The 13,417-nt window shown below is 41.0% G+C and carries 14 protein-coding genes; 12 read left to right on the top strand and 2 right to left on the bottom strand.

The genetic code is table 11. The annotated features are described in order from the left end of the window. Positions 1–46: 46 nt before the first annotated feature. Genes A8805_RS16005 through A8805_RS15995 form a run of 3 tightly spaced genes read left to right on the top strand, consistent with a single transcriptional unit; the run spans position 47 to position 2,623 of the window. On the top strand, positions 47–805 hold the full coding sequence (locus A8805_RS16005; RefSeq protein WP_109712971.1) for an ABC transporter permease: 759 nt from the start codon (positions 47–49) through the stop codon (positions 803–805). A gap of 28 nt (positions 806–833) precedes the next feature. Then, positions 834–1,934 carry a uroporphyrinogen decarboxylase family protein gene (locus A8805_RS16000; RefSeq protein ID WP_109712969.1) on the top strand — a complete coding sequence of 367 codons (1,101 nt, stop codon included), beginning with the start codon at positions 834–836 and terminating at the stop codon, positions 1,932–1,934. A gap of 11 nt (positions 1,935–1,945) precedes the next feature. After that, on the top strand, positions 1,946–2,623 hold the full coding sequence (locus A8805_RS15995; RefSeq protein WP_109712967.1) for a corrinoid protein: 678 nt from the start codon (positions 1,946–1,948) through the stop codon (positions 2,621–2,623). Between the two features lie 180 nt (positions 2,624–2,803). Here the strand turns inward: A8805_RS15995 and A8805_RS15990 are convergent, their stop codons facing one another. Then, on the bottom strand, positions 2,804–3,145 hold the full coding sequence (locus A8805_RS15990; protein WP_109712965.1) for a cupin domain-containing protein: 342 nt from the start codon (positions 3,143–3,145) through the stop codon (positions 2,804–2,806). Between the two features lie 213 nt (positions 3,146–3,358). Here A8805_RS15990 and A8805_RS15985 point away from each other — a divergent pair, with 213 nt between their 5' ends. The 8 genes from A8805_RS15985 (at position 3,359) to A8805_RS15950 (ending at position 11,644) form a co-directional block, all read left to right on the top strand. Beyond that, positions 3,359–3,781, top strand: coding sequence for a hypothetical protein (locus tag A8805_RS15985; RefSeq protein ID WP_181392877.1), 423 nt, complete (start codon positions 3,359–3,361; stop codon positions 3,779–3,781). 27 nt (positions 3,782–3,808) lie between these two features. Then, a complete protein-coding gene (locus A8805_RS15980; RefSeq protein ID WP_109712960.1) occupies positions 3,809–4,168 on the top strand; it encodes a YccF domain-containing protein in 360 nt (119 codons plus the stop codon). A gap of 18 nt (positions 4,169–4,186) precedes the next feature. Further along, positions 4,187–5,173 carry a DUF4003 family protein gene (locus tag A8805_RS15975; protein WP_109712958.1) on the top strand — a complete coding sequence of 329 codons (987 nt, stop codon included), beginning with the start codon at positions 4,187–4,189 and terminating at the stop codon, positions 5,171–5,173. Between the two features lie 36 nt (positions 5,174–5,209). Continuing rightward, positions 5,210–5,998 (top strand): EcsC family protein, encoded by a 789-nt coding sequence (locus tag A8805_RS15970; protein WP_109712956.1) that lies wholly within the window; start codon positions 5,210–5,212, stop codon positions 5,996–5,998. A gap of 163 nt (positions 5,999–6,161) precedes the next feature. Continuing rightward, complete coding sequence (locus A8805_RS15965; RefSeq protein ID WP_207657714.1) at positions 6,162–6,626, top strand: lytic transglycosylase domain-containing protein; 465 nt, start codon at positions 6,162–6,164, stop codon at positions 6,624–6,626. A 426-nt stretch (positions 6,627–7,052) separates the two neighbouring features. After that, positions 7,053–10,046, top strand: a complete 2,994-nt coding sequence (locus A8805_RS15960) for a response regulator (RefSeq protein ID WP_109712953.1) — start codon at positions 7,053–7,055, stop codon at positions 10,044–10,046. Positions 10,047–10,076: 30 nt separating this feature from the next. Continuing rightward, complete coding sequence (locus tag A8805_RS15955; RefSeq protein WP_109712951.1) at positions 10,077–11,099, top strand: HD-GYP domain-containing protein; 1,023 nt, start codon at positions 10,077–10,079, stop codon at positions 11,097–11,099. 17 nt (positions 11,100–11,116) lie between these two features. Continuing rightward, positions 11,117–11,644, top strand: a complete 528-nt coding sequence (locus tag A8805_RS15950) for a GNAT family N-acetyltransferase (protein ID WP_109712949.1) — start codon at positions 11,117–11,119, stop codon at positions 11,642–11,644. Between the two features lie 143 nt (positions 11,645–11,787). On the opposite strand, the gene A8805_RS15945 is transcribed toward A8805_RS15950, so the two are convergent. Then, positions 11,788–12,159 (bottom strand): VOC family protein, encoded by a 372-nt coding sequence (locus A8805_RS15945; RefSeq protein WP_109712947.1) that lies wholly within the window; start codon positions 12,157–12,159, stop codon positions 11,788–11,790. Positions 12,160–12,438: 279 nt separating this feature from the next. Between A8805_RS15945 and A8805_RS15940 the strand changes: the two genes are divergently transcribed. Beyond that, on the top strand, positions 12,439–13,293 hold the full coding sequence (locus A8805_RS15940) for a class II fructose-bisphosphate aldolase (RefSeq protein ID WP_109712945.1): 855 nt from the start codon (positions 12,439–12,441) through the stop codon (positions 13,291–13,293). Positions 13,294–13,417: the final 124 nt, after the last annotated feature.

The raw sequence follows: 13,417 nt of genomic DNA, 5'->3' as shown, positions 1-13,417 counted from the left end.
TTCAAGTCCTTTCTGAAATACTCACAGAGAGAAGAGAAATGAAGTTATGAAGAAAAAAATGAAAAAAAATTATGGAGTTATCCTCGTAGGGGTTGTCATAGTTTTAGTTTATGAACTTTTGACGGATGTGTTTGGTGTACTGGATACTTTTTTGTTTGTCGGATTAAAAACAGCACTCCCCCAATTTAAGGATCATATACCGGATTTATTGATAGGGTTAGTAAGTTCCATGAAATTGTTAATACCAGGTTTTGGGCTGGCGTTAGTTCTAGGGTTGATTTTTGGAGTAACCATTGGTCTAAATAGACCCTTAAGGACAAATATAACACCGTATATTAATGGTTTTAGCGCTATTCCGGCGACATTATTAACTCCATATGCAATTCGGGTATTCCCGAGTTTTGCAGTTTCTTCTATATTTATTATTTTTTTAGGATCATTTTGGCCCATTCTAGGTTCTACGATAACGGCAGTATCTACGATTGATAAGAGATATCTGGAAAATTCAGATACTTTGGAAATTAAGGGTGCGGAAAGGTTATTTAAAGTGATTCTTCCGGCAGCATCGCCGACTATTTTTTCAGGTCTTCAGATAGCTTTAAAATTTGCATTTGTTATGTTGGTTGTTGCAGAAATGATTGGAGCGTCTTCAGGGCTGGGGTATTTCGTACAATATTATTCGGATTTTGCAAGATTTGATCTTGTATTAGACGGTTTCCTGTTCCTTGCGGTGGTATTAGTGCTGATTATGTATGTTTTAGATAAAATAAAAGAGAAATCATTGAAATGGACAATTAATAATTAATGTGAAATTTCTTAAAAGGAGCAGGAAAATGGAAAGAAACCGAAAAATCCAGATGACGCCAAAAGAAAGAGCTGCCGCGATGGCAAAAGGAGAAGGCGTAGACCGTCTGCCGTGTAATCCGAATATTGCAAATGGGGTGGCAAGGGTATATGGCTGTAAAATATCAGAATTTAATACATCAGCGAAGACTTTGGCAAACGCACAGATAGCATCGTATAGAAAGTTTGGATATGATGGCGTGCGTGTATTTACGGATTTGTTTCCATGGCCGGAAGCAATGGGAGCAAAAGTAATCTGCCCGGAGGATAACACAGCAGATCTGCTAGAACCAGCTATAAAGAATGAAAAAGATATAGACAGGCTTATACCGCTGAATCCGTATAAAGATGGAAGATTACCGGTTCATCTGGAAGCAATGAAATATCTGGTAGATGAGGTAGGAGATGAAGTAGGGTGTTCGGCGGCCATTATTGGACCTTTTACATTTGCATGTTTTTTGCTGGGGATAGATAATACATTAAAGGCCTGTATAAAGAATCCGGAAATTGTACACAAATTATGCAGGATTGCTTTGGAATCATCCATTGCATATGTAGATGCTGCAATGGCAATTGGGTTGGGGCCAACTATCTCAGAACCTATGTCTTCATGTACAGTAATTAGTCCAAGAATATTTAGAAAATTTTCCCAGCCATATTTGAAGCAGCTGGTAGATCATATTAAAAGCAATGGAAAAGGCGTTGTAATGCATATATGTGGACAAACGTCTGGAATTTGGCAAGATATTGCAGATATGGGGGTTGCCGGATTCAGTATAGATAATGTGGCAAGTATCGTGGAGTGTAAGAAAAAAATAGGAAGTAAGTGCAGGATTCTTGGTAATGTTGATCCGGGTACGATTATGTATATGGGCTCCAAAGATCAGGTAAGACTTGAAACACTGAAGGGGATTCGCGATGGCTATGACTCACCAATGGGATACACCCCGATGTCGGGATGTAGTCTTCCGATTGATACACCTCTGGAAAATATTCAGGAAATGATGGATACGGTTGCAGATGTTGGATATCCGGTCAATATAGATCGTGTGAACGAACTCATAAATGATGTTGAAAAGCGGTTGGCATAAGGGGGACAAAAATGGATAATAAACAGACCTTATTATCTCAGATGGCAGAAGCAGTCATTGATATGGATGAAGATTTGGTTGAGCAGGCTGCAAATGAATATGTGGCGCAGGGGTATGATGCTTTGGAAGGAATCACAAATGGACTGTCTGCAGGGATGGAAAAGGTGGGACATTTGTATGAAGAGCAGGAATATTACATACCGGAGTTGTTGATTTGTTCAGAAGTAATGTATGCTGGAATGGATATTCTGAAACCGCATTTAAATCGGGACGATGCTGATGGTAAGGTGAAGTTGAAAGCGGTTGTGGGTGTGGTGGAAGGTGATACTCATGACATTGGCAAAAACCTTTTTAAAATAATGCTGGAAACACAGGGGTTTGAAGTGTATGATCTTGGTCGCGATGTATCTCCGGACCGGTTTATTGAAAAAGCTAAAGCGGTAGATGCGAATTTAGTCGGGATGTCAACTTTGATGACTACGACTATGAAAAATATGGAGATAACGATTAAAAAACTTGAAGAAGAGGGACTGAGAGAAAAGTTGGTTGTGATGGTAGGCGGGGGGCCGATTTCATATAATTTTGCTATGAAAATAGGTGCGGACGGTTACGAGGCAGAAGCATCAAAAGCAGCAGAGACTGGAAAAGAACTTGTGCTAAAAAAATATTCAGCAGTTATGGAGAGATAAATCCTGCCAGAGATAAACTTTTTGAAGTGAAAAAGGTTTATCTCTGGCTTTTTTTGCAACAGCCACTGGAACGTTTGCAGAAATTTAGTATATGCCTTCTGAGAGGCAATGGTTTTGCAACAGCCTCTTGACATGTTTAGATTCATCGAGTATATATAAACAAAGAGATCTGAGGAGTCACTATTTCTCTGATGGGAAAACTACAGTAAGTAACATTTTAAAGTCTTCTTTTGCAAATACCGAGTGGGGTTTGTCAGCGGGCATGATCAGGGTTTCCCCGGCAGTAAGTATATATTCAGTACCATCTACTGTAAACTGGCCGGTACCATCCAGCACCAGTACCATTGCGTCACCTTTAGAATCGTGGGTTCCAATTTCCTCACCCTTGGAAAAGGCAAAAAGAGTAATACTTACGTGTTTATTCTGAGCAAGTGTTTTACTGACAACCTGCCCTGGCTGGACAGTAACCTGATCTGCCAAATTCAATTGTTCCTCATGATTCATGTTTTTGATATATGTCATTTTAAAAGCTCCTTTCTTATGAATATGTTTTTTATACTTAAGTTGAACGTTAGAAATTCAATAAGTATATGGTTTTCATTTTCTGAATTAAGTATACTGGTTTGCTTTAAGCAAATATGTTGTTATAATAACAAAAGAGAAAGTTTTTTATAGAGTGTGTAATTTGAATAAAAAAGATAATAAACTTGCGTTCAAGGAAAGAGAGGAGTTATTATGAATCAGAATATGATGGAAGAAGTGAATGAAGCAATTTATGCAGGAGAGAGAGCGCTGAGCAGCCTGAGAACCGCTCAGGATGAACTAAGTAGTGCAAAATCCTGGGGAATTGTGGATTTACTGGGCGGCGGTTTGATTACGGATATGATTAAGCATTCTAAAATGGACCGGGCATCTTCTTATATGGAGACAGCTAAGCATGATTTGAGGGTATTTCAGAGAGAACTTAAAGATGTAACTGTGAATGCGGATTTTCAGATAAACGTGGGAGATTTTCTTAAGTTTGCAGATTTTTTCTTTGATGGAATTGTAGCAGACTATTTGGTGCAGTCAAAGATAGCAGACGCGAAGAAGGAAGTGAATAAGGCAATCCGGCAGGTGGAAGATATTCTTGCGGATTTAAGAAGTTTCTCTTATTAGTAAAATACAATAACGGAAGGTGATAATATGGGATGTCTTGGAAATATTTTATGGTTTCTTTTTGGCGGTGTGATCAGCGGATTGAGCTGGTGTCTGGCAGGCTGCCTGTGGTGCATTACTATAGTGGGAATACCTGTTGGAATGCAATGTTTTAAGTTTGCTGAACTGAGCTTTTTCCCGTTTGGGAAAGAGGTGACCTATGGAGGCGGTGCGGGTTCGCTGGTTTTGAATATTATATGGCTGATTGTTTCAGGGCTGCCTCTGGCACTGGAACATTTGATATTTGGTTCAATTTTATGTATTACAGTTGTAGGAATTCCTTTCGGGATGCAGCATTTTAAACTTGCGAAACTGGCATTGATGCCATTTGGAGCCGCTGTATATTGATGTGAATGGAGGTTATTTATGAATGAATTAACTAGAAAACGCTGTCAACAGTTGGTTGATAACCGAAATAAGGCAAAATCTGTATTCCCGTGGGACGGAGGATTGATTCATCTTTGCTGTGCGGGTATTTATTCTGAAAAAGGGAAGAATGTTGAAGAAACAGAATTAAAAAAATGCAAGGAACTCTTGAAGGAGAAGGTCGGTGTATTTTCAAGTTTCAGAAGCACCGCACGCTCTCCCATTGCAGCTATGCTGGCAGTCAGCGGAAATCCAGAGCGTACATTGGATAGGGGTCTGGAGGTATATGAATTGCTGAAAAAGGAGTTTTGGGGTTCGAGCTATCTTCCCCTGGCTGCTATGATTATTGCACGAATGGCGGAGCCATACCGGTACAAACAGATTGCATTAAGAACCAGGGAGATTTATAACCTGATGAAGGCAGAACATCCATTTCTCACAACTGCAGAGGATAGTGCCCTCTGCGCTTTAATGGCATTGTCTGAAAAGGCAGATGATGAATTGATTGAGGATATGGAATCCTGCTATCAGCTTTTAAAAGGAAATTTTTTCTCATCCAATTCAATACAGTCTCTCAGTCATGTGCTGGCGTTATATGGCGGCACAGCACAGGAAAAATGTGAAAGAGCCATGGCACTATTTTATAAGCTCAAGGAATCAGGTCACAAATATGGAACAGGCTATGAGCTTCCAACCTTGGGAGTTCTGGCTATGACAGGCGCTGATTTGGATGAAATTGTCCGGGAGATGGCAGAAATTGATGACTGGCTGTCAGGGCAGAAGGGCCTTGGATTATTAGGAGGAGTTACAGCAAAACAGAGACTGATGTATGCCGGCATATTAGCACAAAGGGATTATATAAAGGAAGGCACAATGGAGACAGCAGCAGTAAGTGGAACTATCGCTGTAATCATTGCTCAGGAGGCGGCTATGTGTGCAGCAATAGCTGCCAGCAGTGCAGCAGCAGCAAATGGATCATCAAATTAATATCAAAAGTATATCTGCGGGAAAGGAAGGATTAAAATGGGAGCATTTCAGAAAAAGCCGCCGCTTCAAAAGGAGCGGGAAGATCTGGAAAGAAGAGAAAAGCGGTTTTTAGAGAAACGTATGGCGAAGAAAGAATCCTTTTTAACACAGAAACTAGATGGAAAAGTACCGGAGAAACTGCAGACTGCTCTGAATATGGCATTTGCAAAAGCCTTTCAATTAATTTTTGAAAAAGGAACCGGCGTCATTGAAAAAACATATGACCGTGAAAGAATTACAGAAGATACAATGATTCGACAATATGCTTCTGAGATAAGGCAGAATGAAAAAAACTTAAAGGCTTTTTCTAAAGCAGCAAACAGAAGCAGTACAAAAAATGTTCTTTTATCAGGCAGTGCAGGTGTAGGTATGGGCATACTGGGGATTGGAATTCCTGATATTCCTTTGTTTACCGGATTGATGTTAAAAAATATATATGAAATTGCCCTTCAGTATGGATATAGTTATGATTCAGAAGAAGAAAAATACTATATTCTTCTTCTGATACAGGGAGCCGTATCTTATGGAGATGAGATAAAGAAAATAGATCAGAAAATCAATGAGTATCTGAAAAATAAGAGCCTTCCCGAGGATTACCAGAGAGAAAATCAAATCCATAAGACGGCAGATGCATTGTCTAAGGAATTGATTTATATGAAGTTCTTACAGGGAATTCCAATTGTGGGAGCTGTCGGAGGCTTATATGATGCAATCTATATGAAGCAGGTTACAGAATATACGAATTTAAAATACCGCAGAAGAAAGTTTGATGAAGAATATAGTTAGGAATAGGGACGGAAGATATAAGTGAAGACAGGGTTAGATGGGTGAAAAAGATATGTGCCGAAGAAGAAAATTACAGAAAATTATAAGCTGGTTCATATGTTTAACCGTACTAATAGGATTACTGGTTTATGTTGGAGTTAATCAATATTATCCCGTACAATATATGGACATTATTAATAAATACTCCAGGGAATATGGCTTTACTTCGGAGTTCGTTTGTGCAGTGATACATGCAGAAAGTAAATTCAAAGAAGAGACTGTTTCTAACAAGGGGGCTTCTGGGCTAATGCAGATTACGGAACATACTGCATACTGGCTTGCGCAGGAAAGTGAATTGGAAAACTTTCAATACGGTCAGATTTTTGATCCGGAAATTAATATCCGTTTAGGCTGCTATTACCTGGATAGACTGATAAAACAATATGACAGCGTGGAGGTGGCTTTAAGTGCCTATAATGCCGGAAGCGGAAACGTAACAAGCTGGCTGGACAATTCTGAGTACAGCGATGACGGAAAAACACTTAAGTATATTCCGTTTCAAGAAACAAGAGATTATGTAAAACGAATATCAGCCAATCAAAAAGTATATGCGTTTATTCTCAAAGTGAAAAATTTATTTTCCTCATAAAAATAAATTTTTTGAAGTGGGGGAAGAAAAACATCAAATATGATTATATGAGATGAAATTTCCGGGTTACAATAACTCAGGCATTGCATATGTCAGACCATACAGGGATTATGGTTCGGGAATTATGGTAGTGACAGTAATCCTTTCTTTCCCATTAAATCTATAATATCATAGTCAATTATCTCTTTGAAATTTAAATGAACCCCGAATTGGGATTATAGAGGACAATCATAGATTATCATGGTTGTTCTCTTTTGTTGTCGGCTGTGAAATGATGGGATGCACTTTTAAATAAAATGCATGATACGAGGAACTATTGAATACAAAGAATCCCTTTTTTGGATATTATGCAGACCTTAATCCGTATTCTTTGTTATACTTATGTAAATATTGACTTTTATTCGGGATATAAGATGTACCAAGAAAATGCAGATTATAAAAGGAGAGGATTATTCAATGGCTTCGGATACATCAGGAGATTTGTTAAAACATAAGACAGGCCTCAATGCGGATGAAATTGAGGCATTAGCAGAATATGCAGGCGTAGGCCTGCTAAAAATGGATATTTCCACCGGTGAAATCAACCTGAACCGTGTGATTGCGCAATTGGCAGGTTATGAACCGGGAGAGGTTCCCCATACAGAAGACACTAAAAAAATACTTACCTTTACCGAAGACTGGGAGAGAGTCAGCCGCTGTATGGAAGCTGTTATGAGCGGCGAGAGCGACCGCTATCATCTAGAATACCGTATGTGCAGAAAAGATGGAAGCATTGCTTCTGTCTCCGAAAACATGATTGTATGTGAACGGGACGAGGATGGTAACCCTGTAGGACTGGCAGGATTGGCTTTGGACTTAAGCCGTCTGAGATGGGCAGAAGAAAAGGCCCGCAACATGGAGAGGGAAGCCAAGCGGCTGACACAAAACACAAGCGAAAGCAAACTGGCGGAACAAAATCGCCTGCTGAGAGCGGCGATTGATGCTGCTGTTATTATCGTTGGCGGGGTTCATCAAAGCTATGAGACAGTGCTGCGCCAATCCTTGCAGGTGCTTGCAGAAAGCATTCAGGCAGATCACGCTTGTATTTGGAAAAATATTAACAGGAGCGGAAAGCTGTACTGCTTTTCCCGTGTCCAATGGGCAGAGGAAGGCGATGCCCAAAGCATAGATAAAAATGAGCTTCTGGATTATGATAACATTCTTCCCGATTGGAAGAAGAAATTAATGCAGGATGCCGGCCTGTGTATGCTGGCAAGGGATTTTCCTGCCGATTTCAGGCTGCCGGGAGCGGAACAATTTAAAACGATTATGCTCCTGCCGATTTATCTGGAGGGGAAATTCTGGGGCATGATGGGGGTTGGCAGTCAAATCAGAGACACTTTGTTTACGGGGGATGAGGCGGAGATTACGGCACTGGGGGCGGAGGTGATTGCAGCCTCTCTTGCCCGTAACGAGGCATTTATGAGTTTGAGCGAGGCACGTGAAGAGGCAATGGCAAGCATGCGCGCCAAGGAAGAATTTCTCTCTCGAATGAGCCATGAAATCCGTACTCCCATGAACGCAATCATTGGAATGACGGCGCTTGCCCAAAAAGCAAAAGGTTTCGACCGTATACACTATTGTCTGGACAAGGTGGAGAATTCTTCCCGTCAACTGCTGAGCCTGATAAATGATGTTTTGGATATGTCCAAGATTGATTCTGGAAAATTGGAAATTGTAAAAGACGAGTTTGATTTTGAACAGATGATGCAGTATGTCTTTAATATTATTCAGGTTAAGCTGGAAGAAAAGCATCAGAATTTTATTGTGGATTTTTCCAGTGTATTCACGCGGACTGTGATCAGCGATGAACTGCGTCTTTCTCAGATAATGATTAATTTGTTAACAAACGCCATAAAATTCACCTCTCACGGAGGAGAGATTGCTTTACATATTTTCGAACAGCCTTTGGATAAAAAACGGTCCCGGCTGCGGATTGAGGTTTCAGATAACGGGATTGGTATTGCCCCGGAGCAGCAGACCAGGCTCTTTCAAGCCTTTGAACAGGCTGACGGGGGTATTACCCGTGAATACGGGGGAACCGGTCTTGGACTTGCTATTTGTAAAAAAATCGTTAACTTGCTGGGCGGAAACATATGGGTGAAAAGTACCCTTGGACAAGGCTCCAGCTTTTTCTTTGAAATTGAGGTGGAATGGGGCAAAAGGCTGTTCTCGGTCTCCAGTCTCCGGGCTGAACATAGAAAACTTAGGTTTTTGGTCGTGGATGATGATAGGGATACAAGAAATCATCTCACTAGCGTCCTGGAGAGCTTTGCCTTGGACTGGGATACCGCAGAGAACGGAAAAGAGGCCATAGAGGCTGTAGAAAACAGCCTTCACAGCCAAAAGACTTATGATATGATGTTAATTGACTGGAGCCTCCCTGATACAGATTGCGGCAAAACGATTGCGGAAATACGCCGGTTGATGAATGGAAAGGATATTGCTGTAGTTATTATATCGGCGTCCGACTGGTATATAATTGAAAACGAAGCAAAAGAGCATGGAATATCCAACTATCTGACGAAACCGGTCATACCCAGCACGCTGTACAACACCATTATAAAACTCTGCAAGAATTCTCTGGTCCCAGAATCTGCCGGGGAATGTGAACAGATCCGGGATTGGAGCGGCCAAACTATCTTACTGGCAGAAGATATGGAAATCAACAGGGAAATCGTCCAGGGTATTTTAGAGGATACAGGAATTGAGATTGTATGTGCCTGTGACGGAGAAGAGGCCATTCAGATGTTTTCCCATTCGCCGGAGCAATTTGACTTGATTCTAATGGACATTCAGATGCCTTATGTAGATGGCTTCCAGGCTACAAGTATGATACGCGAGATGGCTCATCCCAGAGCGGCCCAAATTCCCATTCTAGCTATGACTGCCAATGCCTTTAAGGAAGATGCTCAGCTATGCCTGGATGCAGGTATGAATGACCACATTGCAAAACCCATTGATATTGAAACTTTGTTCCAAAAATTGTCCGTCTATCTCAATGGAGGAAAACAAACGGAACAGGAAGAAAACGGACGGGTGGAGGATGAGAACGAGGAATACCTGGATATAACAGAAGGCCTTGGTCGTGTAAGAGGAAATGCCCCACTTTATAAGAAGCTGCTTAACAGATATTTAGAGGATACATGGCTGGATAAGCTGCAATGTGCGCTGGCAAAAGGGGATAGCGCTGCGGCACAAGGAATTGCCCATGCTATAAAAGGGACATCATCTAACCTTTCGCTGAAGATGCTGTACAAGAAGGTTACAGAATTGGATGCGGCACTTAAGGGTGGTAAGAACGTACACGTACTGGATGATATAATATCCTGTGCAGAAAAGACAAACCAGCTTATCAGACAGCAGATGAATCAGTTTTAATTTTACAAATGAACCTTGGGAGGAAGAACTATGAGAAGACCATCTGTACTAGTTATAGATGATGAATATATTAACCTGGCCATATTGGAGGAAATACTAAAGGATCAGTACGACGTTACCATTATGGAGAGCGGAGTTGATGCAATCAGCCTGCTTTCCCGGGAAGGTCTTCTTCCGGACGTAATCCTGCTGGATATTCGTATGCCTCAGATGAATGGGTTTGAGGTGCTTGAATATTTAAAATCGAAGGATTACTTAAAAGAAATTCCGGTTATTTTTATTACGGCAGAAAATTCCGAAATAAACGGGTTAGCTGCAGGCGCGGCAGATTTTATTCAAAAGCCCTTTAATCCCCAGGTGGTTAAGCTCAGAGTGGATAATCAGGTCCGCCTGAAGATATACACCGGCAGCCTTGAGGAGCTGCTTCGAAAAAAGACAGAGGAACTGTCTCAAATCCAGGGAAGGATTATTGAGGAAATGGCCAGTATTATTGAATACCGTAATCTGGAATCGGGCAGCCACGTTAAACGGACAAGTGAGCTTACTTTGCTTCTTATCAAGCATATGATTGAACATTCGGAATATGCCCAGGAACTTATTGACCAAAATCCATCTGCCCTTGTCAAGGCTGTTCCACTGCACGATGTGGGGAAAATTATTATACCTGATTATATCCTGCTCAAGCCCGGACGCCTAACGGCGGATGAGTTTGAGATAATGAAGCGTCACACCACAGCCGGCAAAAAAATTGCGGAATCGATTTTGGCCGAGGGAGACAGCCAGTATCTCAGGCATTGTATGGATATCTGCCATTATCATCATGAAAATTTTGATGGAACCGGGTATCCCGCCGGACTTGGCGGAAAGGATATTCCTCTTTCGGCACGGATTGTATCAGTTGTTGACGTATACGATGCATTAACCAGCAATCGGGTATACAAATCTGCTTACACCCATGAAAAAGCACTGCAAATTATTGAAGAGGAAACCGGCACTAAATTTGATCCTGTGATTGTAAAGTGTTTTTTTGGAATTGGGGGTTCTTTTTTATGATATAGGAGGTCGGTAGAATGGAGTCATTATATTTAATAAAACCGGATGTGACTTATGCAGAGCAAATCAGATTGTACCGGCAGGAATTTCTGCAAGCTGGCAGTTCTATGGATGGCTGCAGTGCTCTGGAGCGTATAGAGAATCCCAGAGACTGGCTTGAACAGGTGGAATCGTTGTCATATAAGGAGACAGTTCCTGATAACTGGGTACAGTGTACACAGTTTTTGTACGTCAGAAAATCGGATAACAGGTTAGTGGGAATGATTCAGGTCAGACACTACTTCAATGAGTTTCTGGAAAAGTTCGGGGGAAATATTGGATATTCTGTGCGCCCTTCAGAGCGAAAAAAAGGATATGCCACAAAAATGCTGCAGGATTGTCTGATATATTGCAGGGAACTGAGGCTGCAAAAGGTATTGATAACATGTCTTGATGACAATGTAGGAAGCAGAAAAACCATACTGGCAAATGGGGGAATCTATGATACAACTGTGTTTGAGCCGGAGAAAAACGTGAATTTGGAGCGGTATTGGATTACATTATGATAATTTTAATGCCATGTAGGAGAGTATTTTTTTAGAGCAAAAAAGAAGAAAAAGTATATCGTGAAAGAGAACTTATAGGGTAGCAGACAGATGCGCCTTGACAGCCGAAGGCTTAAAAAGATAGGCAGCACCTGTCCCTAAGATTATTCGTTTCCTTTTTCGTTTTCGCAGAACTGAATATTTACTCCGTTCGGGTCGGAAACAAAAAAGAATTTTACCTGTGGAGAGGGTTGCTGGATATCTCCCGGCGTAATGCCATTTTCCCGCAAAAACTCTTGTGTTTCCTGCACAGACTGAACCTCAAATCCCAAAGAGATGTCTGAGCTGATAGATATATCTGTTTGTGCCTGGTTATCAATTAATTCAATTTCTGTTTCTCCGTCACCCAGGAATATAATCTCTATATTCGGGGCAGGTGAAAACCTCCTTTGTACAGGCAATCCGACGATGTCACGGTAAAAGTGCAGCGATTCTTCCAAATTCTTAACATACATGGTAACATGACAAAATTTCATGAGTTTTTCCTCCGTTTTATAATTATGCGAAAGCATTTTTCCTTGAAAATTGCTGGTTACTATTTTCAATATTTCGATGACTTCCATTAAAGCTATTTTAGTGTTTTAGAGCTTCTGTGTCAATTATCTTTTGGAATTTGCCTGCATCATACATATCAAATTACGTTGAAGTGCTTGTAGTGTATCTTGCATGGTACTTGTTGAAAACTAGCATATTAATAATATTGATGAAAACGATAAAAAGTGCTATATTATTCCATAAAAAATGGAGGTATACATATGGCGCTTAAAAAGGTTGGGGAAATTTTGCGGCTGGCGGACGCTTCTCATACGGCGGTGATTGCTCTTATTTGTATTGATTATCATATGGTCAGGGCAGCGGTGGAGGTGGCGGAAGAGCGGAATACGCCGGTTATTATTATGTTGCTGCCGGAACACCAGCAGGAAAATAAGGTGGCGGGCAGGGCTGGATTTGCGGCAATGGTAAAAGAGGAAGCGGAGAAGGTGGAGGTACCGGTAGGGCTTCATCTGGATCATTGCAGTGATTATGGCTATATTGTTGGTGCAATAAAGGATGGCTTCCCATCGGTTATGGCTGACGGGTCTATGTATTCCTTTGATGAAAATGTAAAATTCTCAAAAAAAGTAGTGGAAACAGCTCATATATTGGGTGCTGAAGTTGAGGGGGAACTAGGATATATTGGACTGGCAGAGGAAGGCGCAGAGCATGAAAAGGACGGTTATACAACACCAGAAGCGGCGGCAAAGTTTTGCGGGGAAACGGGAATTGATTATCTGACGGTTGCGGTTGGAAGTGCCCATGGAGAATATGTAAAGCCGCCCAAACTGGACGTAGAGCGGCTGAGAGAAATTAACCGGACCGTGGATACCCCTCTTGTTCTTCATGGTGGAAGCGGGATACCCCACGAGGAGCTGGAAAAGGCGTTTTCTCAGGGGGTTAACAAATTTAATTTAGGGACGGATTACCTGGATTGCTATTATAAAGCAGTGGAACAATACGTGGACATGCACAGGGATGATAGAAATCCATTGAGAATGCTGGGAATGCCGGAATATGTCCAGGGAAAATTAAAAGAATATCTAAGAGAAAAAATGAAAATTTCAAAGTTTTAAGAAAGCAGCCGGATTGAAAAGTCCGGCTGCTTTTTTTGAAAAGATAAAATTTAATGTAAAATATGCACAAAAATAAATATTTAAAATTGTAATAAAAATCAATATTGACAATTATTTCCTTCTG

The organism is Faecalicatena contorta, from assembly GCF_003149105.1.
GTDB lineage: Bacteria > Bacillota > Clostridia > Lachnospirales > Lachnospiraceae > Muricomes > Muricomes contortus_C.
Note: the sequence above shows the minus strand (reverse complement) of the source record. Positions and strands in the feature narration are given on the sequence as shown.

Bases quoted from the DNA above. Each gene is read 5' to 3' on its own strand.
- A8805_RS15970 (WP_109712956.1), top strand. From the start codon at position 5,210: ATGGGAGCATTTCAGAAAAAGCCGCCGCTTCAAAAGGAGCGGGAAGAT.
- A8805_RS15990 (WP_109712965.1), bottom strand. From the start codon at position 3,145: ATGACATATATCAAAAACATGAATCATGAGGAACAATTGAATTTGGCA.
- A8805_RS15985 (WP_181392877.1), top strand. From the start codon at position 3,359: ATGAATCAGAATATGATGGAAGAAGTGAATGAAGCAATTTATGCAGGA.
- A8805_RS16005 (WP_109712971.1), top strand. From the start codon at position 47: ATGAAGAAAAAAATGAAAAAAAATTATGGAGTTATCCTCGTAGGGGTT.
- A8805_RS15940 (WP_109712945.1), top strand. From the start codon at position 12,439: ATGGCGCTTAAAAAGGTTGGGGAAATTTTGCGGCTGGCGGACGCTTCT.
- A8805_RS16000 (WP_109712969.1), top strand. From the start codon at position 834: ATGGAAAGAAACCGAAAAATCCAGATGACGCCAAAAGAAAGAGCTGCC.
- A8805_RS15965 (WP_207657714.1), top strand. From the start codon at position 6,162: ATGGACATTATTAATAAATACTCCAGGGAATATGGCTTTACTTCGGAG.
- A8805_RS15980 (WP_109712960.1), top strand. From the start codon at position 3,809: ATGGGATGTCTTGGAAATATTTTATGGTTTCTTTTTGGCGGTGTGATC.
- A8805_RS15950 (WP_109712949.1), top strand. From the start codon at position 11,117: ATGGAGTCATTATATTTAATAAAACCGGATGTGACTTATGCAGAGCAA.
- A8805_RS15960 (WP_109712953.1), top strand. From the start codon at position 7,053: ATGCAGATTATAAAAGGAGAGGATTATTCAATGGCTTCGGATACATCA.
- A8805_RS15995 (WP_109712967.1), top strand. From the start codon at position 1,946: ATGGATAATAAACAGACCTTATTATCTCAGATGGCAGAAGCAGTCATT.
- A8805_RS15975 (WP_109712958.1), top strand. From the start codon at position 4,187: ATGAATGAATTAACTAGAAAACGCTGTCAACAGTTGGTTGATAACCGA.
- A8805_RS15945 (WP_109712947.1), bottom strand. From the start codon at position 12,159: ATGAAATTTTGTCATGTTACCATGTATGTTAAGAATTTGGAAGAATCG.
- A8805_RS15955 (WP_109712951.1), top strand. From the start codon at position 10,077: ATGAGAAGACCATCTGTACTAGTTATAGATGATGAATATATTAACCTG.